Origin of the sequence: Streptomyces sp. NPDC047072 (genome assembly GCF_040643855.1) — a bacterium.
GTDB lineage: Bacteria > Actinomycetota > Actinomycetes > Streptomycetales > Streptomycetaceae > Streptomyces.
Window position 1 is genome coordinate 16,022 of sequence record NZ_JBEYVC010000094.1, and the last position, 24,322, is coordinate 40,343.

At 69.5% G+C, this 24,322-nt stretch carries 15 protein-coding genes and 1 pseudogene; 9 read left to right on the forward strand and 7 right to left on the reverse strand.

What is annotated here, in order from left to right:
* Nucleotides 1-2: 2 nt before the first annotated feature.
* Both ABZ896_RS31935 and ABZ896_RS31940 read left to right on the forward strand, forming a co-directional pair.
* Nucleotides 3-776: a hypothetical protein gene (locus ABZ896_RS31935; protein ID WP_360936685.1), complete on the forward strand. Its 774-nt coding sequence runs from the start codon at nucleotides 3-5 to the stop codon at nucleotides 774-776.
* A complete protein-coding gene (locus ABZ896_RS31940) occupies nucleotides 773-2,119 on the forward strand; it encodes an alpha/beta fold hydrolase (RefSeq protein WP_360936687.1) in 1,347 nt (448 codons plus the stop codon). Before ABZ896_RS31935 ends, ABZ896_RS31940 begins: the two co-directional genes overlap by 4 nt.
* On the opposite strand, the gene ABZ896_RS31945 is transcribed toward ABZ896_RS31940, so the two are convergent.
* The 3 genes from ABZ896_RS31945 to ABZ896_RS31955 form a co-directional block, all read right to left on the reverse strand.
* Nucleotides 2,108-3,601, reverse strand: coding sequence for a family 43 glycosylhydrolase (locus tag ABZ896_RS31945; RefSeq protein ID WP_360936689.1), 1,494 nt, complete (start codon nucleotides 3,599-3,601; stop codon nucleotides 2,108-2,110). The two genes, ABZ896_RS31940 and ABZ896_RS31945, sit on opposite strands and share 12 nt — an antisense overlap.
* Nucleotides 3,598-6,870 (reverse strand): discoidin domain-containing protein, encoded by a 3,273-nt coding sequence (locus ABZ896_RS31950; protein ID WP_360936691.1) that lies wholly within the window; start codon nucleotides 6,868-6,870, stop codon nucleotides 3,598-3,600. The genes ABZ896_RS31945 and ABZ896_RS31950 overlap by 4 nt, the downstream gene beginning before the upstream one ends.
* Before the next feature lie 112 nt (nucleotides 6,871-6,982).
* Nucleotides 6,983-8,011 carry a LacI family DNA-binding transcriptional regulator gene (locus ABZ896_RS31955; RefSeq protein ID WP_360936693.1) on the reverse strand — a complete coding sequence of 343 codons (1,029 nt, stop codon included), beginning with the start codon at nucleotides 8,009-8,011 and terminating at the stop codon, nucleotides 6,983-6,985.
* A 217-nt stretch (nucleotides 8,012-8,228) separates the two neighbouring features.
* Here ABZ896_RS31955 and ABZ896_RS31960 point away from each other — a divergent pair, with 217 nt between their 5' ends.
* The 5 genes from ABZ896_RS31960 to ABZ896_RS31980 are packed head-to-tail and all read left to right on the forward strand — an operon-like array spanning nucleotide 8,229 to nucleotide 15,402.
* On the forward strand, nucleotides 8,229-9,557 hold the full coding sequence (locus ABZ896_RS31960; protein WP_360936695.1) for a sugar ABC transporter substrate-binding protein: 1,329 nt from the start codon (nucleotides 8,229-8,231) through the stop codon (nucleotides 9,555-9,557).
* 10 nt (nucleotides 9,558-9,567) lie between these two features.
* Nucleotides 9,568-10,530, forward strand: coding sequence for a sugar ABC transporter permease (locus ABZ896_RS31965; protein ID WP_360936697.1), 963 nt, complete (start codon nucleotides 9,568-9,570; stop codon nucleotides 10,528-10,530).
* Nucleotides 10,531-10,543: 13 nt separating this feature from the next.
* A complete protein-coding gene (locus ABZ896_RS31970) occupies nucleotides 10,544-11,362 on the forward strand; it encodes a carbohydrate ABC transporter permease (protein ID WP_360936699.1) in 819 nt (272 codons plus the stop codon).
* Nucleotides 11,363-11,366: 4 nt separating this feature from the next.
* Nucleotides 11,367-13,247 carry a beta-L-arabinofuranosidase domain-containing protein gene (locus tag ABZ896_RS31975; protein ID WP_360936701.1) on the forward strand — a complete coding sequence of 627 codons (1,881 nt, stop codon included), beginning with the start codon at nucleotides 11,367-11,369 and terminating at the stop codon, nucleotides 13,245-13,247.
* Nucleotides 13,248-13,290: 43 nt separating this feature from the next.
* Nucleotides 13,291-15,402, forward strand: coding sequence for a beta-L-arabinofuranosidase domain-containing protein (locus ABZ896_RS31980; protein ID WP_360936703.1), 2,112 nt, complete (start codon nucleotides 13,291-13,293; stop codon nucleotides 15,400-15,402).
* Between the two features lie 3 nt (nucleotides 15,403-15,405).
* On the opposite strand, the gene ABZ896_RS31985 is transcribed toward ABZ896_RS31980, so the two are convergent.
* A complete protein-coding gene (locus tag ABZ896_RS31985) occupies nucleotides 15,406-20,601 on the reverse strand; it encodes a family 43 glycosylhydrolase (RefSeq protein WP_360936705.1) in 5,196 nt (1,731 codons plus the stop codon).
* 215 nt (nucleotides 20,602-20,816) lie between these two features.
* Here ABZ896_RS31985 and ABZ896_RS31990 point away from each other — a divergent pair, with 215 nt between their 5' ends.
* Nucleotides 20,817-21,203, forward strand: coding sequence for a VOC family protein (locus ABZ896_RS31990; RefSeq protein WP_360936707.1), 387 nt, complete (start codon nucleotides 20,817-20,819; stop codon nucleotides 21,201-21,203).
* A gap of 16 nt (nucleotides 21,204-21,219) precedes the next feature.
* Here ABZ896_RS31990 and ABZ896_RS31995 read toward each other — a convergent pair whose 3' ends face one another.
* On the reverse strand, nucleotides 21,220-21,660 hold the full coding sequence (locus ABZ896_RS31995; RefSeq protein ID WP_360936709.1) for a VOC family protein: 441 nt from the start codon (nucleotides 21,658-21,660) through the stop codon (nucleotides 21,220-21,222).
* 98 nt (nucleotides 21,661-21,758) lie between these two features.
* Here ABZ896_RS31995 and ABZ896_RS32000 point away from each other — a divergent pair, with 98 nt between their 5' ends.
* Nucleotides 21,759-22,202, forward strand: a complete 444-nt coding sequence (locus tag ABZ896_RS32000; RefSeq protein ID WP_360936711.1) for a DUF6234 family protein — start codon at nucleotides 21,759-21,761, stop codon at nucleotides 22,200-22,202.
* A 9-nt stretch (nucleotides 22,203-22,211) separates the two neighbouring features.
* Here ABZ896_RS32000 and ABZ896_RS32005 read toward each other — a convergent pair whose 3' ends face one another.
* Nucleotides 22,212-23,078, reverse strand: coding sequence for an LLM class flavin-dependent oxidoreductase (locus ABZ896_RS32005; RefSeq protein ID WP_360936713.1), 867 nt, complete (start codon nucleotides 23,076-23,078; stop codon nucleotides 22,212-22,214).
* A gap of 18 nt (nucleotides 23,079-23,096) precedes the next feature.
* A pseudogene (locus ABZ896_RS32010) lies at nucleotides 23,097-24,189 on the reverse strand (aldo/keto reductase).
* Nucleotides 24,190-24,322 lie beyond the last annotated feature (133 nt).

The window sequence follows — 24,322 nt, forward strand, 5'->3', positions numbered from 1 at the left end:
CCATGACTCGCAAGAGGAAGATCGCCTCCGCGCTGCTCGCCGCCTCGGCCGCACTGCTCGCGACCACCCCCACCGCCTCTGCCACCCCGCACCCGACACTCTTCCGGGAGAGCTTCGACCGCCTCCCGCTCGGGCCCGTCACCGAGGGCCGCGGCTGGACCTCCGACACCTCGAACGGCTCGCTGACGGTCGAGCCGAGCGCCACCGGCCACGGCCGGGAACTCCACGTCCACACCGAAGGCAACGGCCGTGCCTTCCTCGTCCTGTCCGACCTCGCACCCGAGGGGAACAGCTTCTGGGCCCGCCTGCGCCTGCGCGTGGACCGCTTCCCCACGGCCCCCGACTGGGCGCACTGGACCATCGCCGAGGCCTCCGGCTCCGACACCCCCACCCTCGTACGGCCGTTGGGAGGCCAGTACGCCCCCACGGACCAGGGCAACTTCTGGGGCGTCGGCTCCGATCTCGGCCCCACCGGCGACTGGACCTCCTGGAAGACCTCCGCCCCCGCGACCGCCGGCACCTGGCAGTGCGTCGAGTTCCACCTCGACGCCACCGACAACCGGGTGACGGTCTATCTGGACGGCGTCGAGAAGCCGGAGTTGACGGTCTCGACCAGGCAACACGGCGGCACGGCCGACGACTTCGTCTTCCCGCGCTTCGACAAGCTCAAGCTTGGCTGGCAGCTCTACCAGGCCGACCCCACGCCTTCGTCGTACGACCTCCACATGGACGACATCGCCCTGAGCGGCAAGCGTGTGGGCGGGTGTGCGCGATGACCAGGAGACTGTCGCGCCGAGCAGTGCTCGGTGGCATGGCGGGCGGACTGACCCTCGCCGCGACACCGGCGTTCGCCGCCCCCGCGGAACCCTATGTCTCCGTGCCCGTCGGCCCCGGCGGCGGACCGGCGGGATCGGACCGGGTGCACGTCCTCAAGGTCGGCCCCGACTCCGCCCGCACGGTCCTTCTGCTGGTCCCCGGCATGTTCGGGGCCGCGAACGACTTCCGGCTGCTCGCCCGGGACCTCGTCGCCCGGCTGCCGGGCGTGCAGGTCTGGGCCTTCGACCGGCGCGAGGAGAACCTGGCCGACCGCACCGGATTCGCGACCGCCGACCCGGTCGCCTACTACCTGGACGGCCACTACCGCTCGCTCGACCCCGCCGACGCGGCCTTCGCGGGCCGCTGGGGCCTGGCCCGCACCTTGTCTGACCTGCGCGCGGTCGTCCGGGCCGCGGCCTGCGGCGGACGGCGCCGGGTCGTGCTCGGCGGCCACTCCTGGGGCGCGACGACGGCGATGGCGTACGCGGCCTGGGACTTCGACGGCAGCCCCGGATTCCGGGACCTCGCCGGTCTCCTGGTGGTAGACGGCGGTGTCCGCGGGGCCTTGGACGGGACCGGCGCTCCGGTGCAGGACTCGCCGGAGCAGGTACGGGAGCGGCTCGCCGCCGTCGACGCGGGCGCCGTCTTCGACATGACGCTGAGCGCCGTAGGGCTCGGCGACCGGGCGGAGAGCACCCAGATCTGGTACCAGCTCGCCGGGTGGTACGCCCATCGTGACCCCGACGGCCGCTCCGTCCTCCAGCCGAGGATGCCGGACGCCCTGCGACCTCCGGTTCCCGTCACCAACGCCGGAGCGCTGGGCACCCTGGTGGACGCCGGGTACGGCTGGCCGAACGACATCAGCGTCCACTCCGGACACCTCGCCGACAGCGGGGACCTCCGGGGCTGGGTCGACACCGGCATCACCCCGATCAGCCGGGTGGCGACGGCGTACGCGGGCGGTCCCGCGCCGGCCGTGTGGGAGTGGTACTGGCCGGCCCGGCTCTCCATAGACCTCGACGTCGCCGACGCCTACGCGGACACCGACCTGACCCGCTCCCTGGGGCTGAGGCTGTTCCACTCCGCCGGCCTCGACGTCCCCCTCTTCGTCTTTCAGACGAGCTACGCGAAGGGGACGATCGAGTCGGCCGCCCGGGAGGTCGTCGCGAACTCCCGGATCCCGTACGCGACTTACGAGACGGACGACGGCATGAACCACCTCGACCCGCTGTTCGCCGCGGCCGGGCAGAACACGCTGACCCGCACGCTCGTCCCCTTCATGGACCGCTTGCTACTCGCCTGACGGTGACGTCAACGGAACCCCCAGCGCCACCGGGGTGCCGAAGTTCGGAGTGCCGTCGGCGTTCCACGTGAACTTCTGCGCTCTGGTGGTGCGGTTCATGTCGCAGCCGCCGCTCGCCGAGCTGTTGGCGTGGTAGACGATCCAGTCCTCGGTCCCGTCCGGCGACTTGAAGAAGCCGTTGTGGCCGGGGCCGTGCACGCCGTTGGCGTTGGACCGCTGGAACACCGGGTTCGGCGACTTGACCCAGGAGGAGGAACTGAGCGGATCCCCGCCGTTGTAGGTGAGCATGCCCAGCTTGTAGTCGGGCGTCGAGCAGTGGCTGGCGGAGTACACGATGAACGTCTTGCCGTTCCGTTGGAGCACCTCGGCCCCTTCGTTCACCGCGCCGCCCACCGTCTCCCAGCTGTAGGTCGGAGTCGACAGGATCCGGCGGGTGCCACTCGCGGTCCACGGGTTGGACAGCGGCCGGATGAACATGGGCTGGGAGCCGTTGTAGAAGGTTCCCAACAGATAGAGCTGGCCGCTCAGTTGGAGAATGCTGGGGTCCAGCTCCCAGGTGTTGTCCTGCGTCGGGTCGAGCAGGTCGGCCTTGAAGCTGTAGGGGCCCATCGGGTCCAGGCCCGCGCTCTCCAGGACGTGGATGCGCTGGGTGCCCAGGTTGTACGGCTCCTGACCGGCCGTGTAGTAGAAGTACCAGCGCCTGCCGTTCGGGCCGTCGAGCAGATGGAACTCCGGGGCCCACAGCGTGCCTGCCCCGTTGGGCCGGGTGAGGTTGAAGATCACCTGGTCGGCTGCGGTGGCGAGACCGGCGAGGGTGCTCGCCTTGCGCATGGTGACCGTGGAGTTCCAGGTCGTCGTGGCGAGGTAGTAGAAGCCGTCGTAGTACGTCAGCCAGGGGTCGGGGCCGTGCTGGGACAGCGGGTTGGTGTACGTGCCCGTGGTGGTGCCGCCGGTGAAACCGGGCAGGCGCCACACCCGGCCGCCGGTCGACGAGCACGGCAGCTGCACCAGGTTGGTGTTCGACGCCGACGAACCACCGCTGGGCGCCACACACTTGCCGGAGCCGACGGACACCAGGTTGAACGTCTTGTCCGTCCCCGAGACCGCCACGGCGGCGAGCCGCCACTGCTGGTTGGACGCACCGTGACAGGGCCACTGGATGATCGCCGCGTTGTCCGCTGCCGATGCCCCGTAGACGTCCACACACTGACCGGACTGAGTGGTGATCGTGTAGACGTCCGTCGTCCCCGAGACCGGCGCGAAGGCCAGGTTCTGGTTGGCGCCCGAGCTACAGGTGAAGGCACGCAGCTGCGTTCCGTTGGTCGTCGAACTCCCGGGCAGATCCAGGCAGTTGCCGCCAGTCTGGTTCACCCCCGTCGACGTGAAGGCGACGGCGGCGGCAGCGGGGGTCGGCGCCACGAGGAACGCGACCGCGAGCGTGAACAGGGCGACGAGCGCGCAGAGAGATCTGGATCGGGTCACGGGCCGTACACCTTCGCTTCGAGGAGGCCGACGGAGTTCGGGCCGTTGCTCGTGAGCAGCACCCGCAGGCGCGTGGTGGTCGTGGCGGTGAAGGTGACGCTGTTGTACTGGTTCCTGGCCAGGCCGTAGCCGCTCGCGCCGGGCACGTCGGCGTAGGCGCCGCCGTTCCAGTACTGGAGCTTCCAGGACGCGGGCATGTCGATGCCCTGGTCGTCGTCGAAGAAGTACACGTCGGCCTTGTTGAGCGTCTTCGCCGCCGGCCAGGTCAGCTCGGCCCACTGCTGGCCGGTCTCCGGCCAGGTGCCCCAGCGCGGATTGACCGTGTCGTTCGACGAGGGCGGGTCGATCCCGTCGTTGACCGCGGTGACGCTCTCCGAGGGCGAGGTGTACGAGGCGGTCGCGGTCGCCGAGGGCGCCTGGTTGGACGGTGGCTGGACCCCGCCGCGGTGGAACACCTTGACCTCGGTCAGGCCCGTTCTGGCGCCGGAGGCGTTCGTGGCCAGGACCCGCACGCGCTGGGCACTGATCGCCGGGAACTGCACGAGGTTGTAGTTGGCGCGCGGGCTCCCCGGACTCTTGGTCTGGCCGGGCACGCTCACCCACGAACTGCCGTTGTAGTACTGGATGTCGTACGCGGACGGCGCCCGGTAGGTCGTACTCGCCGGTCTGCTGTCCTTGAAGTGCAGGCGGACCTCGTTGAGCGTCCGGCTGGTCCCGAAGTTCAGCTCGTACCAGTCCTGGGCGGCCGATCCGCCGGCGCCCCAGAACGGCTCGTTGGTGGGATAGCCGTCGACCGCTCCCGCCGCGCTGCTGCCGGACCCCGTGGTGGAGGCGGACACCGTGGCCCCGGCCGCGAGGTTGGTCAGGTCGGCGGTCAGGTCCACGCCCGCCTTGGCGAGCATGTCGACAATGCGGGGGCTGTCCTGCACGACCTGGTTCGGAGCCTTGAGACCGGCTACGGCGACATGGTGGGTCACCGTGCCGCTCGTGGTGACGTCACCCGTAGCCGGGTCCCAGGTGAAGGCCACCAGCGAGTTCACGGTGGCCACCCGGCTGCCGTTGACGAAGATCGAGTAGCCCTCCGGGATACCCGGGTAGCGGACCACACCGTCGGCCGGGTCGTCCCAGACGATCGACAGGTCGGCGCCCCGGTAGCGGAGGTTGTTGACGGCGAAGTGGCTCCAGCCGATGTCGATGGGGGAGACCTCGACCTTGGCGTCGTTGCGTGGCCTCAAGCCCGCCACATCCTCGACGACCGTCCAGTTGCTGCTGCCGAGGATGTTGTGGTGGATCCAGGACCGGTAGGTGATCGAGCTGCCGTTCCAGTCCGCCCAGAACTCGTTGGCGTCCGGCCACTGGGTGTTGCCGCCGACGTACTGCGCCCACGCGTTCCAGTAGAGGAGCTTCTTGTAGTCGGTCGCGCTCATCCAGGAGTTGGGGTAGTTACGCAGCACCGAGGAGTAGAGCCGGAACTGGACCGTGGAGTTGATGGTGGAGAAGTTGTTCGACCCCGGGTTGCCCGCGTCGGCCGCCGCCTGCTTGTCGACCTGATTGGCCGTGTAGAAGGGGAAGACCGGGTACTGCGCCGGGTCGTCGTACAGCCTCAACGCCTGCCTGTACTCGGCCGTGTTGGGGACGGCTCCGACCGAGAACGGGTAGTAGTTGTTGATCTCCTTCCAGGGCACCCACTCGTTGGTCGACTTCAACCGGTGCTCGAACAGCTGCCGGTTGGGGTTCCACAGCACGTTGACGATGGCGTCCTTGATCTGCGTGGCGAGCGTGCGCATCTCCGTCGCCTTCGCGGTGTTGCCGATCGCCTCGTACGCCTGCGCGGCCGCCAGCGCGCCGCTGTACTGGTAGGCGGACTCGGCGCGGTCCATGTTTCCGGACTTCCAGTGGAAGGAGACCGCGTCGGCGTCGTTGCCGGTCAGGGCGCCCCAGTCGTACTCGATGAGCTTGTTGTTGTCGTGGTCGTAGTAGGCGAGCTGTCCCTTGACGTCACCCTCCGCGTAGTGGGCCAGGTTGGCGGCGATGCCGGGCTGGCCGCCGTGGATCTGGTAGCTCTTCCAGGCCGCCTCGGCGATGTACTGCGTGTAGCTGTTCGACCAGTTCTCGGGGTCGCCCGGGTTGTCCAGGAAGCGGCCGCCCTTGGAGACCTGGCCGACGCCGAGCCAGTCCCCGTACGCGTAGGACGGATCGCGCAGGTACTTCAGGTCGTCGATGTGCATCGGCTGGGTGAGTGCGATGGCGTTGTTGTAGCCGAGAGCGCCCTCGACGGAGGTCGGGAACTGGTAGGTCTGCCCGGGGATGTCGGCGTCCAGGTTGTTGAAGCGCATCAGCCACCAGCGGTAGTAGATGCTCTTCTTGATGGCCGGCTCGGGCACGTCGATGTACGGCACGTTCTTCGCCCACCACAGGTTGTAGGCGCGCACATGGGTGGCGAACGCGGTCGCGGGGGAGTAACCGGCGTAGGCGTTGTACTCGCTCAGCGACTCGGGGATCTCGTCGGTGACGAAGCCCATCACGACCTTGGTGGTCACGGTCGCTCCGGCCGCGATCGTCACGGACCGGTTGAGGCCGCCGCTCGACACGGTGAAGCCGTCGGCGGTGAGGCGCGGGCGGATGGTCGTGAGGTTGTTGTACGCGTTGACCTGGCCGGTCAGCTCGCTGCCGGTGCCCGAGGTGGCGTACGGCGAAGTGGCCCGCAGCTGCAGGGTGGTTGACGCACTGCCGTTGTTCTTGATGGCCAGGTTGGTCACCGCGACGTTGTTGTCGGTGATGAACTTGGTCTGCTCGACGGAGACCGACCCGCTGGTGTGCACGCTCTTCCAGTGGCTGGGCGTCTGGCGGCGCTGGGCGACCTGCTCGGTGAAGCTGCCCGGGGTGATCGCGACCGTGTAGGCGTTGTTGTTGCTGATGCTCTCCCAGTACGCCACCTGACCGGCGAAGCCGAGGGTCGCCGGGTTGTGCGTCTTCATGAACAGCGCGCGTCCCCGGCTCATCAGCCAGGGGCCGGACGGGTCGTCGCCGGTGCGGGCCAGCAGGCGGTCCATCCAGAAGTCGGTGCCCGCGCTCTCCGCGTCGTAGACGGAGCGCATCATGTCGCCGGTCGTGTAGGCGACGGGCGGGGCGGGGATCGCCGGGCCGGTGAAGGTGGGGAACCCTATGGTCTGCGCGGCCCGGGCCGGAGTCGCCACGAGGACCGAACAGACGACGAGAGCCAGGGCCACTACAAGGCGCTGGAGTGCGGGGGCCGTTCGTCTTCGCATCGGAGGCTCCTCCCCGTTGCAGAAAAGGACCTAAAAGGTTTTCGCAACGTAGGAGCGAGCTGATGGAGTGTCAAGGGAGGTCGTTGAGGCGGGAGTTCGCGGACCGCTCGGTTCAGGATAGCGGTGCCGTCGACCCCCGGATCACCACCCGGCAGGGCAGCGCCTCCACGCCCGAGCGCGGTGCCCCGGCGATCGCGCCGAACAGCGCCTGCGCGGCCGCCCGCCCCACCTGTTCGAGGTTCATGTCGACGCTGGTCATCGGCGGCCGGGAGGCCGAGGTGACGACCTGCCAGTTGTCGAAGCCCATGACCGCCACGTCCTCCGGTACGCGGTGCCCCCGCTCGCGCAGCACCTCGATGACCCCGCGCGCGATCTGGTCGCTGCCGCACAGCACGGCGTCCACGTCGGGATGCCGGTCCAGCAGCATCGCGGTCGCCGCCCGCCCCCACCCCTCCGACCACTCGCCGAAGCGCGGCTCGCCGACCAGCGAGAGTCCCGCGGCGGACAGCGCCGCCCGCGCCCCCGTCACCCGGTCGTGCGCCGCCAGATACCCGGGGTCTCCGGTGATGTGCGCGATCCGGGAGCGGCCGCAGCTGACCAGGTGCTCCACCGCCAGCCGGCCGGCGTCCACGTTGTCCGGCACGATGGACAGATCCTCGGGGTCGTCCGACGGGGCGTACGCGTAGACCACCGGAACCGCCAGCTCACGGCCCAGCGACGGCCGCGGATCCGTTCGGCTGCCCACCACGATCAGTCCGTCCACCCGGCGCCCCAACAGCGCGCGCACATGGTGTTGTTCACGGATAGTGTCCCCGCGCGCGTCGCACAGGAACACCGCGACCTCGCCCGCCCCGAAGGCGTCCTCCGCGCCCATGAGGATCGGGATGCTGAACCGGCCCTCCAGGTCGCTGGTGAGCAGGCCGACCGTGCCGGTCCGTCCCGCGAGCAGCCCGCGGGCCAGTTGGTTCGGCCGGAACGACAGCCGCTCGGCCGCCTCGACCACCCGCTGCCGGGTCTCGGCCCGCACCTGGCTGCGGCCGTTGAGCGCCTTGGACGCGGTGGCGAGGGAGACGCCCGCGAGCCGGGCCACGTCGCTGAGCGTGGCGGGTTGCGAACGAGAGGGGCCGGTGGCCTGTGCCATGGAGTTCTCCTGTCGCGCGGCGCGTGGGTAAACCGTACGCGAGAACTTTCGGTACGGGTGTGTCCAGGTCGTTCTCACAGTTTTCGGAGGCGTGCTCGAACCGTACTGGTCCAGGGGATTGACGAGCCATCAGTGCCGTCCTAGCTTTCTGAAAGCCTTTTCGGCTCATTTCTGCCCCACAGCACGTCCTGGAAGTTCGTCGCGGAGGGGGAACGTCATGGGGAGTGCGACCGGACCACGTCGACACCTGCGTCGGTTCGTCACCGGTGCCGTCTCCGTCCTCGCCGCGGTGAGCCTGGTGACGGCCTGCGGCTCGGGAGACGGAGACTCGGACGGCAGCGGAGCGGGCGGAGGGGGCGGCGCCTCCGCCGACGCCAACGGTGTCGACGACGGCACCACCCTGACCATGTGGACCCGCGCCGCCACCCGCCCGCAGAGCGAGGCCCTGGTCAAGGCCTACAACGCGGCGCACAAGAACAAGATCGAGCTGACGGTCATCCCCACCGACGACTACCAGGCCAAGGTCGGCGCGGCCGCCGGCTCCCGCGACCTGCCCGATCTCTTCGCCTCCGACGTGGTGTTCGTGCCGAACTACACGTCGAGCCATCTCTTCGCCGACATCACCGAGCGCATCGACGCCCTGCCCTTCGCGGACAAGCTGGCCCAGTCGCACATCAAGGCGGGCACCTTCGAGGGCAAGAAGTACGTCGTCCCGCACACCCTCGACCTGTCGGTGCTCTTCTACAACAAGTCCCTCTACAAGCAGGCCAAGTTGGACCCCGAGAAGCCGCCGACCACCCTGGCGGAGTGGGACGAGCAGGCACGGGCCGTCGACAAGCTGGGCGGCGGCGTCAACGGCACGTTCTTCGGTGGGAACTGCGGCGGCTGCGGTGTCTTCACATGGTGGCCCTCGATCTGGGCGTCGGGCGAGGAAGTCCTCAACGAGCAGGGCACGGAGGCCAATCTCGCCTCCACCACCGCGAAGAAGGTCTACGACACCTATCGCGGCTGGGTCGACGACGACATCGTCGCCCCGGGCGCCCGCGACGAGACCGGCGTGACCTGGACCGGCGTCTTCCCCAAGGGCAAAGTCGGCGTGATGCCCATGCCGTCCACGACCCTCGGCCTGATGCCCAAGGACCTCGACCTCGGGGTGGCGGCGATTCCCGGCCCCGACGGCGGCAGGTCCACCTTCGTCGGCGGTGACGCCATCGGCATCTCCGCCACCAGCAAGAAGGCCGACCAGGCCTGGAACTTCCTCTCCTGGTCCCTCGGCGACAAGGCACAGGTCGACGTGGTCGCCGCGCACAAGGACGTGGTCGCCCGCACCGACCTCGCCTCCAACAAGTACTCGCAGGCCGACCCGCGCCTGGTCACCATCAACCAGCTCGTCGCGGACGGTCGTACGCCGTACGCCCTGAAGTTCGGCCGGACCTTCAACGACCCCAACGGGCCCTGGCTGACCCTGATGCGCGACGCCGCCTTCGGCGACGGGACGAAGGTCGACAAGGACAACGAAGCGGTCACCGCCTCGCTCGCCGACTGACAGGAGAGCCATGCAGGTGAAGGCGCCCGCCCGAACGGCGGCCGAGCACCGGGCCCGGCAGGAGGACCCGGTGCGGAAGGCCCGTAGCCGCGTGCCCCTGTGGCGCTCGCGCAAGGTCCAGGGACTCGGATACGCGGCCCCGACGGCCGTGTTCGTCGCCGTGTTCTTCGTGTGGCCCCTGCTGCTCGTCGGGCAGATGTCCTTCAGGGACTGGCCGTTGCTCGCGGGTGACCTGGGCGGCAACGGCACCGAGAACTACACCGACGTCACCGACAGCACCCTGTTCTGGCCCGCCGTCCGCTTCACGCTCCTCTACACGGTGATCGTCACGGTGATCCTGCTGGGACTGGCACTTCTGCTCGCCCTGCTGGTCCAGGAGTCTCGGCCCGGTACCGGCTTCTTCCGTACGGTCTACTTCCTGCCCGGCGCGCTCGGACTCGCCTCCGCGTCCCTGCTGTTCTGGGGCCTCTACAGCCCGACCACCGGACCGCTGAGCCGCACCGCCGAGCACCTCGGCCTGGCCGGCGAACCGGTCTCCTTCCTCGGCACGCCCACCTCGGCACTGCTGTCGACGGTCTTCCTCGTCGTCTGGAAGTTCGCCGGCTTCTACATGCTGATCCTGCTGGTGGGGCTCCAGCGCATCCCGCACGAGCTGTACGAGTCGGCGCGGATGGACGGCGCGAGCCGCACGCAGATCTTCCGCTCCATCACGCTGCCCCTGCTGCGGCCGTCCCTCGCCCTGTCCCTCCTGCTGTGCGTGACCGGATCGCTGCTCGCCTTCGACCAGTTCTTCGTGCTCACCAAGGGCGGCCCCGACAACAGCACCGTCACCATCGTGCAGTTGATCTACCGGGAGGCGTTCCAGCGGCTCAACCTCGGTACCGCGGCGGCCCTTTCGCTCCTCGTGCTGGCCGCGCTGCTGCTGCTCAACGTCCTCCAGTTCCGCGGACTGCGCCACGCCGACGAATCCTGAGGAGAGACCCACCGTGCAACACCCTTTGGGCCGCACACCCCACTACGTCCTCGCCGGCGGACTGGCCGTCATCTTCCTCTTCCCGCTGGTGTGGAACGCCTGGGCCTCCGTCAGCGGCCAGCCCGGCACCGCTCAGGAGTCCGGATACGGCCTCGGCAACTACCGCACCCTGCTCGACTACGACGCCGGCCTGTGGCGGTACCTCCTCAACAGCACCCTGGTCTCGGCGCTCACCGTCGCCCTGACCGTCGGTGTCTCCCTGCTCGGCGGCTACGCCTTCGCCCGCTTCGCGTTCCCCGGCAAGAACCTGCTGTTCCTGCTCACCCTCGCCATCCTCATGGTCCCGTACGCCACCCTCCTCATCCCGCTCTACGTGCTGCTCGGCAGACTGCACCTGCAGAACTCCCTGATCGGGCTGAGCCTGGTCCTCGCGATGTTCCAACTGCCGTTCGCCACCTTCATGATGCGGATCTCCTTCGAGGCGGTGCCGCGTGAACTGGAGGAGTCGGCGCTCGTGGACGGCTGCGGAACGGCGGGCGCGCTGCGCCGAGTTCTGCTGCCCGCGGTCCGGCCGGGGCTGATCACGGTGGGGCTGTTCGCGTTCCTCGCGGCCTGGAACGACTTCATCGCCCCGCTGATCCTCATCTCCGACAGCGAGAAGGCGCCCCTGCCACTGGCCGTGGCCAACCTGCGGCAGCAGAGCATGGGCGCCGTCGACTACGGGGCGACCGAGGCCGGTGTCGTGGTTCTCGCCGTGCCCTGTCTGCTCGTCTTCCTCCTCCTGCAACGGCACTACGTAAGGGGCTTCATGTCGGGTGCGCTGAAGGGATGATGCGGTGAAGGAGAACACGCAGGGGCGCCCTGTCGTACCCGCGGCGCCGAGCCGGGGCCGACTGCGGCCGCTCGGCCTCGACGAGGTGCGGATCACGGGCGGGTTCTGGGCCCGGCGCCGGCACGTCAACACGACCGCCACCCTCGACCACTGCCATCAGTGGATGGAACGCGTCGGCTGGATCGGCAACTTCCGCGCCGCCGTCGAGGGCCGCATCCAACAGGACCACAGGGGGCGGGAGTTCGCCGACTCGGACGTCTACAAGCTCATGGAAGCCATGGCCTGGGACGGCAGCCCGGCCCTGGACGCCCTCTCCGCGACGATCGCCCCCGCCCAGGAACCCGACGGCTACCTCAACACCGCCTACGGCCGCCCCGGCCAGCAGCCCCGCTACAGCGACCTCGCATGGGGCCACGAGCTGTACTGCTACGGCCACTTGATCCAGGCGGGCGTGGCCCAGCTCCGTACCCGTGGCGGCGGCGAACTCGCCGAGATCGCCCGCCGGGCCGCCGACCACGTGTGCGCCACCTTCAAGCCGGGCGGCATCGAGGGCGTGTGCGGCCACCCGGTGATCGAGACGGCCCTGGTCGAACTCGCCCGTGCGACCGGCGAACAGCGCTACCTCGACCAGGCCGCCCTCTTCGTCGACCGCCGAGGCCAAGGCACCCTCGAAGACGGCGAGTTCGGCCGCGTCTACTACCAGGACGACGTGCCCGTCCGCGAGGCCACCGTCCTGCGCGGCCACGCGGTCCGCGCCCTGTACCTGGCCGCCGGCGCGGTCGACGTGGCCATGGAGACCGACGACGACCCTCTGCTCGCCGCCGTCGTACGCCAGTGGGAGACGGCGGTCGCCCGTCGGACCTACCTCACCGGCGGGATGGGCTCCCACCACCGCGACGAATCCTTCGGCGACGACTTCGTCCTGCCGCCCGACCGGGCCTACTCGGAGACCTGCGCGGGCGTGGCCTCCGTCCTGCTCAGCTGGCGGCTCCTGCTCGCCACCGGCGAACCGCGCTTCGCCGACCTCGCCGAACGGACCCTCTACAACGTTGTCGCCACCTCACCCGCCGAGGACGGCAGGTCCTTCTTCTACGCCAACACGCTCCACCGGCGCCGCCGCGGCACCGTCCCCGCACCCGACGTCCAGATCCCGCGCGCCGAATCGAGCCTGCGCGCCCCCTGGTTCGCGGTCTCCTGCTGCCCGACCAACGTGGCCCGCACCCTCGCCCAACTCCCCGCCCACCTCGCCACGAAGGACGACCACGGCATCCAACTGCACCAGTACGCCGACGCGTTGATCACCACCGGCGGGGTCGCACTGCGGGTCCGTACCGACTATCCGTCGGACGGACGCGTGACCGTCCGGATCGACCGGTCACCGGAGCACCCCTGGACGCTCTCCCTCCGTGTCCCCGCGTGGACCGAGGGCGCCCCCGCGTGGCTGGTCGATCCGGACGGGGAACGGTGTGCCGTCGCCCCGGGCACCGCCCAACTCACCCGCGCCTTCCGGCCCGGCGACGAGATCCACCTGGACCTGCCTCTCGCACCCCGCTGGACCCGGCCCGACCCGCGCATCGACGCGGTGCGCGGCACCGTGGCCGTGGAGCGGGGGCCGCTGGTGTACTGCGCCGAGTCCGTCGACCTGCCCGGCGGGCGGGACGTGGACGCGGTCCGGGTGGATCCCGGTGCCGAGCCCGAGGACGGGCCGGACGGGACCGTCGTGGTGCCGGGCGCCCTCACCGCCGTAGAACAGGAAACGGGGTGGCCGTACGGGGCCGCCCGTCAACTCGGAGCGGAGCCAAGGGATATCGCCCTCGTCCCGTACCGCACCTGGGCGAACCGTGGGCCCTCGACGATGCGGGTATGGATTCCCACCACCGAATAGGACCGCACAGGAACGTCCCCACCTCCACGATCGGAGCCCGAGCGTGTCCCAACCCCCCACCCGTCGCACGCTGTTGAGCGCCGCGGCGGCCACCCCACTCGCGCTGACCGCGTTACCCGCCGAGGCCGCGACCAGACCCGTTGCAAGAATCGACGGCTGGGCGGTGAACCCCTTCCCTCTGGACCAAGTCACCCTCGGCGACGGCGTGTTCCGCCGCAAGCGCGACCTGATGCTCGCCTACGCCAGGGCCTACTCCGCCGACCGCATCCTCGCCGTCTTCCGGGCCAACGCCGGACTCGACACCCGGGGCGCCCGGCCGCCGGGCGGCTGGGAGACCGCCGACGGCAACCTGCGCGGCCACTACGCGGGCCACTTCCTCACCCTCGTCGCCCAGGCGTACGCCGACACCCGCGAGGCCGCGCTCAAGACGAAGCTCGACTACCTGGTCGCCGCGCTCGCCGAGTGCCAGACGGCCTTCGCCGAGCACGGCTCACCGAGACCGAGCCACCCCGGATACCTGGCGGCGTACCCGGAGACCCAGTTCATCCTGCTGGAGAGCTACACGACGTACCCCACCATCTGGGCGCCCTACTACACCTGCCACAAGATCATGCGGGGGCTCCTGGACGCCCACGCCCTGGCCGGGAACCAGCAGGCGCTGACGATCGCCGCGAAGATGGGCGACTGGGTGTACAGCCGGCTGGGCCGGTTGCCCAAGGAGCAGTTGGAGCGGATGTGGTCGATCTACATCGCCGGTGAGTACGGCGGGATGAACGAGGTGATGGCCGACCTGTACGCCCTCACCGGCCGCACCGAACACCTCGCCGCCGCCCGCTGCTTCGACAACTCCGCGCTGTTGGCGGCCTGTTCGGAGAACCGGGACATCCTCGACGGGCGCCACGCCAACCAGCACATTCCCCAATTCACCGGATACCTGAGGGTGTACGACCACACGAGTCAGGAGACGTACGCACAAGCCGCCCGCAACTTCTGGGGCATGGTCGCCGGGCCCCGGACGTACAGTCTCGGCGGCACCGGCCAGGGCGAGATGTTCCGCGCCCGGAACGCCATCTCGGCCACCCTGGGCGACGACAACGCCGAGACCTGCGCCACGTACAACATGCTCAAGCTCAGCCGCCAGTTGTTCTTCCGCGAGCCGGACCCGGCGTACCTGGACTACTACGAGCGGGGCCTGACCAACCACATCCTCGCCTCGCGGCGGGACAGCTCCAGCACGTCGAGTCCGCTGGTCACCTACTTCGTGGGTATGGGGCCGGGGACGGTCCGTGAGTACGACAACACCGGGACCTGCTGCGGCGGCACCGGCATGGAGAACCACACCAAGTACCAGGACTCCATCTACTTCCGCTCGGCCGACGGCAGCACTCTCTACGTCACCCTCTACCTCGCCTCCACCCTGCGCTGGCAGGAGCGGGGCTTCGTCATCGAGCAGATGAGCGCCTATCCGGCGGAAGGCGTGCGCACCCTGACCTTCCGCTCGGGAAGCGGGCGGCTGGACCTGCGGCTGCGGGTGCCGTCCTGGGCGACGGCCGGGTTCACGGTCAGCGTCAACGGCACACCGCAGCAGGTGGACGCCGTGCCCGGCACCTACCTCACGCTGAACCGGGACTGGAGCGCCGGAGACCAGGTCCGGATCACCGCCCCCTACCGGCTGCGCGTCGAACGGGCCCTGGACGATCCGACCGTCCAGTCCGTGTTCTTCGGGCCGGTGCTGCTGGTCGCGCAGAGTCCGGCGAGGGAGTTGCGCAGCCTCTCCTTCTACAAGGACTTCACGCTCCGGGGCGACCTCGCCGACGCGATCCGCCCCGAAGGCCGCCCCCTGTACTTCACGACCCAGGGCCTGACCCTCGCCCCCTTCCACATCGGCGACGACACCCGCTACCACGCCTACTTCCGCCGCGCCGAGCCCGTCGCCGTCTTCGGTACGGCCGACTCGGGCGTCCCCAACCGGGCCCGCCCGGACGGCCTCACCTTCCTCGACGTGCTCTGGGCACAGGCACCCTTCGCGAACTCGGCCCGCTTCGTGGAGGCGGTGCGCGCCCTCGCGGACGTATGGCTGGCGCAGGGCCTGTTCAACCAGAGCGAGCGCGACCGCGTGGTGGCGGCCGCGCTCGGCTCCGGTCTCAGGCGCTGAGAGCTACCGCCTTACGCCCACGCTGAGGACACCGACGAGCTTCGGGCTCGTGGCGTTGTCGTAGACGACGTCCCCGCCGGACTCCTTCCAGATCCGGATCCGGAAGGAGTCCGGACCGTCGGTGGCCGTGACCCGGAAGGCGTACCCGGCCTTGCCGTTCACTGTGCCGGACCCCTGGTACACGGCCTGCGAACCGCTCACCACGAGCCAATCCGAGCCCGTCGAACGGAACTTGAGATTGGCCGCACCGAAGTCGAAGGTCGCCTTTCCGACGGGCCCGGCGACCCCCGGGACGTAGACCGCGCCGAAGGAGAACGCCGCCTTGCCCGCCAGGCCCGGCCGGGCGGGGTAGGCCCCGGCCGGGGAGGTGAAGACGCCGGTGCCGAGCGCGGGGCCCGCCGAGCGGTCGTACACGATCAGCTCGGGCATCGTCCTGCTGTCCGAGGCGCCGTCGTCGTCGGTGACCGTGACCACCGGACGGCGGATGCCCGCCTTGGTGTAGACGTGCTCGGCCTTGCAGCCGGACGCGGTGACGGTGCCGGACTGCGGGGTGCCGCCGTCCTTCCAGTCGATCGTGCAGGTGTGGGTGTCGCTCGCACCCGCGTCGGTGAACGTGGCTGTGACCACTGCGCGCTTCCCGACCGACACCGGCTGCGGGCCCTTCGCGGAGGTGATGACCGGTGCCGCGTTGGCGACGCGGACGGTGGCCGTGTCGTGGCTGCGGCCGCCGATCAGCGTGACCGTGAAGGTGCCGTCGTCGGTGCAAGTGATGCTGGTCTGCGCGGAGTTGGCGTCGGAGAAGGCGCAGGGTGCGCCCGCCTCGACGGTCCACTTCGCGCTACCCGCCCCGGAGAGCGTGCCGTTGAGGCGAATCGCGTCGCCCTCCGTGCCCTCCGAATCCGGACCGGCGTGCACGACGGTGACCGGATCGATGCTGGTGAGCGTCGGGACGACCGGCTTGATCAGGCCGTCCGCGTCGAACTCCAGCTTGTCGACGGTCGTTTCGCGGTGCATGCCGTCACCGCCGGGGATGGCGAACCGGTGATAGGCGATGTACCAGTCGTCGGTGTTCGGCACGTGCACGACCGAGTGGTGGCCGGGTCCCTTGATGCCCTGAGAGAGATCCTTCGAGAGGATCACGCCCCGCTTGGTCCACGGACCGGTGGGGGAGGGGCCGGTGGCGTACGCGACCCGGTAGTTCTCGTCCCGGGTGTCGTTCTCCGACCACATGAAGTAGTAGGTGCTGTTGCGCTTGATGACGAAGGTGCCCTCGTTGTAGCCGCTGGGCGTGATGTCCTTCATCTTCGCCAGGTCGACGGAGACCATGTCGTCGTTGAGCGGAGCCACGTACGCGTGGCCGTTGCCCCAGTAGAGGTACGACTGCCCGTCGTCGTCGGTGAAGACCGCCGGGTCGATCATCTGGCCGCTGAACTGGCCTGCCTTGAGCAGGGGTTGACCGAGCGCGTCCTTGAACGGGCCGGTCGGCGAGTCCGAGACCGCCACCCCGATGTTGGCGTCGGCACAGAAGTAGAAGTAGTACTTGCCGTCCTTCTCGGCGATCGTCGGCGCCCAGGCCCTGCTGTCCGCCCAGGAGACGTCCGGACCGAGGTCGAGGATGACACCGTGGTCGGTCCAGTGGACCAGGTCGGTGGACGAATACGCCTTGAACTGCGTACCGCTCCAGCCCTCGAAGCCGTCGGTGGTCGGGTAGATGTAGAAGGTGTCGCCGAAGCGCACGATGTTCGGGTCGGCGTTGAGACCCGGCAGCACCGGGCTCTTCATGACGACCGCCGAGACCGTCCAGGTCCGCTTCTTGCCGTCGGACCCGGTCACTTCGTACGTCACCGGCTTGCTGAAGTCCTGCACGCTGCCGGAGGCGGGGCTGATCGCCGCGCCGTGCGCGAGCGTGAACTCCGGTGCCAGCGCGGTGAGATCGGTGCCTTCCTTCATCGGCAGCGTGATCTTGCCGTCCGCGTTGTCGACGATGGCGTCGACCTTCAGACCGTCCGCGGTGGCCTTGGCGATGCCCGCTGTGTTGCCGCTCAGCTCCATGACCTCGGAGGCCGTGAGCGCCCGGTCGTAGATCCGGAAGTCGTCGACCTCGCCGCCGAAGGACGGGTCCGCCGAGTAGAGCGACTTGCCGATGTAGCCGCTGTAGTCCTTGTTCGCGTCGTACAGCTCGGACGGCTTGATGGTGGTCGTCGTGCGGGCCGCCTCGACACCGTCGACGTACAGGATCATCGTGCCGGTCGTGCCGTCGAGGGTGACCGTGACGTGCTGCCATTCACCGGGCGTGAGCTGCGAGCCGCCGGTCAGCTTCGACTCCGCCGACCAACTCGCCTTGGTGATCGCCGAGTAGAGGCTGTTGCCGCCGTTGGAGGGCGTGGCGAACAGGTACTTGTCGCTGTCCGGACCGAGCCCGAACAGCCACTGGAAGCTGCTGCCGCCCTTCCACTTGGCGTACGTCGACACGGTCACGCTGTCGGCGTTCTTCAGCACTCCGTTCGGGATCTTGACGTACGGCGAACCCGTCGCGTCGCCCGACATCTTGAAGGAGCCGTCCTGCACGCCGGTGCCGAAGGCGGGCGTACCGACATAGGTGCCGTGGTAGCCGTGGCCGCTGGAGTCGACCGCGATGTTGCCGGACGTCTCGTCGAAGCCGTAGTGCAGCAGCAGGTCGGCCGGGACGTCCGGGCCCTCCGCGGAGACGGTGACCTCGGCCTGGACCGGGATCGCGGCGCCGTCGGGCAGGCTGCCGGTCACCGTGAAGGTGCCCGCCTGCGCGTACTTCGACGCCGGGACGTCCTCCCAGCTGACCGCGACGGGACGCTTCACGCCGTCGGCGTAGGTGGCGATCAAGGTGGCGGGCAGGATCGGCGCCTCGCCGATCCGCGTCTTCACCTGGATGCCCTCGACGCTCTCGACGAGCTGGTCCGGCTGGTAGGCGCGGAGCAGACGGTCGTACTCGGCCTGGGTGACCGGCAGGACGGTGCCGTGGCGCGGTCTGGCCAGCAGGTCGTAGTCGGCGACCGGCGTCCAGGTGCCGGAGTCGAGGTCGGTCGTCTCGAAGGGGATGTAGCCGCGGCCGCCGAACTCGTCGAGGAACGCGTACCACTTCTCCTCGGTGTTCGACTTGAACACCAGCGGGCCCTCGGCCGCGCTCATCGCGCCCTTGCCGATGCCCTCCGCGACCGCCGTCCAGTTCAGGTTCAGGATCGAGTCGCTCTTCTCCTCGAAGATGAACTTGCTGTTGGGCGTGGAGGAGGAGTTGTTCCGCTCGTCCTTGGAGAGCCGGTAGTAGGTGCCGTCGTGCTGGATCATCGTCGAGTCGATGACCGAGTAGCCGCGGTCGATCCAGACCTTGGGCTCGCTGAAGGTGTAGAAGTCGCGGGTGGTCGCGTACATCATGCGGTTGTACGTGTCGCCCGAGTGCGCCTCGTTGTCGTACAGCTTCGACGCCCAGAACACCACGTACTCGCCGAGGTCGGAGTCGTAATACGCCTCCGGGGCCCAGGTGTTGCCCGCGCTGTCGGGGGAGACCTTCACCAGCCGCTGGTTCGTCCAGTGCACCAGGTCGGTGGACTCCCAGACCATGATGGACTTGCTGCCGGTGCGCTGGGAGGCGTCCCAGTCGCCGTTGCCGTAGATTCGCAGGTCGGTGGCGATCTGGTAGAACTTGTCGCCCTCGGGGGAGCGGATGATGAACGGGTCGCGCAGGCCCTTCTCGCCGAGCGTGGACGTCAGGACCGGCTTGCCGTCGTTCAACTCCCGCCACTTCAGCGGGTCGTCGCCCTTGCTGAGCGCCGCGTACAGCTGCTCGCCGTCCGAGGTGCCCTCGCCGGTGAAGTAGCTGAACATGTAGCCCTTGAGGGCTTCCTTCTGCGGGAGTTCGGGGATCTTCGCGGTGAAGGTGCGGGTGGCTTTCACGGCGCCCTTGGTGACGGTGGCGGTCAGTTCGACGCTCGTGGTTCCATCGCCGTGGGCGGGACGGTGGACCACGCCGTCGTCCCCGATGACACCCTTTTCGGCGGAGGACCAGGAGACCGACGTGCCGTAGTCACCCGTCGTCGGCAGTGTGAGGTTGCCGCGGACGTCATCGATGTTGTGGACGGTCAGGTCCTCGGTGGCCCGGTCGGTGGCCGTCTGATCGTCGAAGTCGGGCAGGACGGTGACGTCAAAGCTCTTGGTGTCGCTCGCCGAGCCCTTCGTCAGGGTCGCCGTGAGCGTGGCGTGGCCGTCCGGTTCACCGGCGGCGGGGCGGGTCACCTTGCCGGAGTCGGACACCACGGCCGTGTTGTCGCTGGCCCAGGTGATCGTCGACCCGCCGGCCGTACCGGACTTCGGCAGGTCGAGGTCGGCCGTGACCGCGCTGGTGTCGCCGAGGCTCAGCGCGGCCTTGTCGGCGGCGACGCCCGCCGCGGCGATCGGCTGGGTCAGCTCGTCGACCTCGGTGGCGTTCAGCGCGCGGTCGTAGACCCGGAAGTCGCGGATCCGGCCCTTGAACAGCTTGTCGCCGGAGTAGACCGACTTGCCGATGTAGTTGGCGGTGGTCGTGCCGGAGCCGATGGCACCGGGCGTGATGGTGACCGAGGTGTTGCGGCCGACCTCGACGCCGTCCTCGTAGAGGATGCCGGTGGTCCCGGTCTGGGTGTAGGTGAGCTGCTTCCACACCCCGCGGGTCAGGTTGTGCGAGTCGGCGGGCTTGGTGGTCTGCTCCGTCGACCAGTTGCCGGTGGCGATCGAGGTGCGCAGGGAGTTGCCGGTCGTGAAGAGGTAGCCGTCGCCGTTGCTGCCGCTGGAGTTGCCGAAGCCGTAGATGAAGTACGGCGTGGTCTGGGCGGAGTCGAGTAGCACGTCCGCCGAGACGCTGATCGAGTCCATGCCCTTCATGACGTCGTCCGGCACCTTGATGTAGGTGTCGGAGCCGTTGAAGGAGAGCCCCTGACCGGTGCCGGACCAGTCGGCGGTGCCGTTGACCGTGCCGTCGCGGCCGTTGCCGGAGGCGTCGGTGACGGTGGTGCCGGAGGCGCCGTCCAGCTTGTACCAGAGGGCGAGGCCCTCGGTGAGGTCCGCGGTGTCCGCCGCCTGCGCGGGGGCCACGGGCGAGGCGAGGCCCAGGAACAGCGACGCCACGGTCAGGCCGACGAACCGGCCCGCCCGGCGTCTCGCGCGGGTGCGCGGACATGCGAAGAAGGTCATGTGGGGATTCCCTGCTGAGGCATGGCGGGGCCTCGGCCGCGGGCACCCTGCCGTTTCGGCTGTGTGACGTCGTGTTGCGAGAGTGTCAAACGCGTGACGGTGCAGCGTCAAGAGGTATCGAACAACGTCCGACCAGTCGAACGAATTGGGGTGCGTGCCTCAATCATCGGATTCCGGGAGTGTGTTGACCTGTCCGTCTGCAGCACGATGAACGGATGGCGCTCCTCCACGACATCGTCTTCGACGCGGCCCGCCCCGCCGCGCTGGCCCGCTTCTGGGCGTCGGCCCTCGACGGGTATGCGGTCGCTCCCTACGACGATGCCGAACTCGCCCGATTACGAGCGCTGGGCATCGACGATCCCGAGGACGACCCGACCGTGCTCGTCGAGCCGGCCGGGGCGGGGCCACGGCTCTGGTTCCAGCTCGTGCCGGAAGGCAAGCGGGGGAAGAACCGAGTGCATCTCGACCTCCGTGCTGTTGAGGCGGAAGCCGAGATCGTGCGGCTGACCCGGATCGGGGCGTCGGTCCTCGCGCGCTTCGACGACCACACCTTGCTCGCCGATCCGGAGGGCAACGAGTTCTGCCTGTTCCCGCTCAGGTGACTGGGGCGCGGGGCGATCAGCCGAGCTCCTCGGCGAGTCCGACGACGATTCCCTCGGGTCCGCGGACGTAGCAGAGCCTGTAGATGTTCTCGTACTGGACGATCTCGCCGACGAGTTCGCCGCCGTGGGACCGCAGGCGGGCGACGACGTCCTCGATGTCGTCGACCGCGAACATGGCGCGCCGCAGACCGAGCGTGTTCGCCGGAGCGTCCCGAGGCTCGGGCGCGATGGCCGTCGGCCGGTGGAACTTCGCCAGCTCCACGCGCCCGTGGCCGTCCGGGACCCGCAACATCGCGACGTCCTGCCGGACGTCGTCGAGCCCGATGACCCGCTCCGCACCGCGCCATTCGAGTGGCCCGCTGCCTTCGAGTTCCATGCCGAGTGCGACGAAGAACGCGATGACGGCATCGAGGTCCTCGACGACGATGAGGACGTTGTCCATGCGCCGGAGCGCCATGCCGGGTCTCCTCCCGTGGGGTGCGGCCACGGTAACCGTCGCGCCCGGGTGAGCGCTCGACTCGGCGCTCGGCTCGGCCACGACTTGATCTCGGCCTGGTGAACACTGACCCGGCGCACGCCGTGACGTACGAGCGTGTGGCCATGGGCGTCGAGCCGACTTCGCGAGGTGACGGTTTCACGGGTGGCTGTCTCACCCTGATGGCCCTGCTGATCGAGATCCCGGCCGCTCTTCTGCTGGCACTGACGTCGGTGCTCCGCGGCTGGGGTCATACGGACGAGCAGACCGGGACACCCTCGATGGACTGGGTGCCGATCATCGGGTACGGCGGGTTCACGCTGTCCGTGCTCGTGGTCGCGGGAGTCTTCCTGCGCTCGGCGCATCCCTTCGCGGGAGCGGTCCAACTGGTCCTGGCGGCCGTCGCGTTGATCTGCACGCTCAGCGTGTGGGGCCAGCAGTACGAGCGCTCCCACCCGGCTCCGCTGCCGACGTGCCCCACGAAGGCCGGGGTGCCGTGCACTCCGCCGACCCCGCCGCCATGAGCTGGGCGATCAGGCCGCCCCGGTGAACTCGTCGGCCACCCACCGCGCCACACCGGGCGGGTAGGGCGCCGGCAGTCCGAGCACGATGTGGCCGAAGCCGGCGGCCACCGCCTCCTCGATCGCGGCCCGGGTGAGGTCGGGACGGTCGTAGGAGCCGGGCAGGTGGATCGAGCGGGTGATGGCGGCCGGGTCGCGGCCGATCTCCTCGCAGTACCGGTCCAGGAGGGCGCTGCGGCGGACGACGTCCGCGAGGTCGCCGCCCGGGATGTTCCAGAGGTCGGCGTGCTCGGCGACCACGCGGAGCGTCGCGGAGGAGCGGCCGCCGATCATGATGGGCGGGTGCGGGCGCTGCACGGGCTTGGGGTTGGCGAACGCGCCGGTGAGCCGGACATGCTCGCCGTGGAAGTCGAACGGCTTGTCCTCGGTCCACAGCCGCCGGATCACCGTGCACGCCTCGGCGAGGCCCGCCACCGCGTCGGGGACGTCGAGGAAGGGCAGACCGTGCGCCGGATACTCGCGCCGGGCCGCGGGAGGGTGGGGCCGGGAGCCCACACCGATCCCGAAGTCGAGACGCCCGCCGGAGACGACATCCACGGTCGTGGCGATCTTGGCGAGCATCGCGGGCGGCCGGAAGCGGTTGCTCGTCACGAGGACACCGAGCCGTAGCCGTCGGGTCTGGGCGGCGAGAGCCGAGAGGAGTGTCCAGCCCTCCAGGACCGGGCCGTCCGGGTCGCCGCCGATCGGCATGAGGTGGTCGAAGAGCCAGGCGTGCTCGATCTCCGGTACCGCGTCCGCTTCCCGCCAGACACGCAGGACGTCCTCGTAGCCGACCTGCATGGGAGCGGTCATGATCCCGAAACGGGGTGGGTGCGTCATGGGTCTCTCTCGATCGATTCAGCGGCGACGCAGCGACGCGTCGAGCAGCGCGGGCGGAGTGGCGTACTTCTCGTGGGCGGCGAGGTCGGTCCCGGGGGCGACGATCGCGTCGACCGCGTCCAGGACGTCCGCGGAGAGCACGGTGTCGGCGGCGGCCAGCTGCGAGCGCAGATGCTCCGGGGTGCGGGGGCCGATGAGCGCGCTGGTCACGGCGGGATGCGCGGTCACGAAACCGAGCGCGAGCTGGATCAGCGTCAGACCGGCCTCCTCCGCGACCCCGGCCAGCTTCTCGACGGCGTCGAGCCGGGCCCGGTTGTGGGGGAGCGTCATGTCGAAGCGGTCCGGCATGAATGCCGAGCGGTGGGTGGTGACGTCCCGGCCCTTCCGCACCGCGCCCGTCAGCCAGCCCGAGGCCAGCGGGCTCCACACCAGCACCCCGAGCCCGAACTCCTCGGTCATGGGCAGGACATCGGCCTCGATCCCGCGCTGGAGCAGGGAGTAGCTGGGCTGTTCGGTGACGTAACGGCCCAAGTGGTGCTCGCGGGCGGTCCATTGAGCCTGCACGATGCGGTGGGCGGGGAAGGTCGAGGAGCCGAAGTAGCGGATTTTTCCCGCGCGTTGGAGGTCGGTCAGCGCGGACAGGGTCTCCTCGTCGCCGGTGCGCGGGTCCCACCGGTGGATCTGGTAGAGGTCGACATGGTCGACACCGAGCCTGTGCAGGCTGTTGTCCAGTGCGGTGAAGAGCCAACGGCGCGAGCCGCCCTGGTGGTTGCGGTCCTCGCCCATCGGCATGGCCGCCTTCGTCTGCGGTGAAGAGCCAACGGCGCGAGCCGCCCTGGTGGTTGCGGTCCTCGCCCATCGGCATGGCCGCCTTCGTCGCCAGCACGATGTCGTCACGGCGGCCGGCGATGGCCTTGCCGACCATCTCCTCCGACTCGCCGGCGCCGTACATGTCGGCGGTGTCGATGAGGTTGACCCCGCCCTCCAGGGCGGCGTCGACGAGGGCGGTGGCCTCGTCCTGGGTGGTGCGCCCGATGGCGCCGAAGTTCATCGCGCCGAGTGCGAGAGAGCTGACCTGGACTCCGGTGCGGCCCAGAGTGCGGTACTGCATGATCGTATTCCTCCGTGCGGCATGGGTGCCGTGGTGGCCGGTGCCCACATAGACCCCGCCGCCGTTGGAGAAGTGCAGCGCCTTCTCGATGCGGTACGGCAGCTCGCCCACCGTCGTCGTGTTGCGCGCCGCC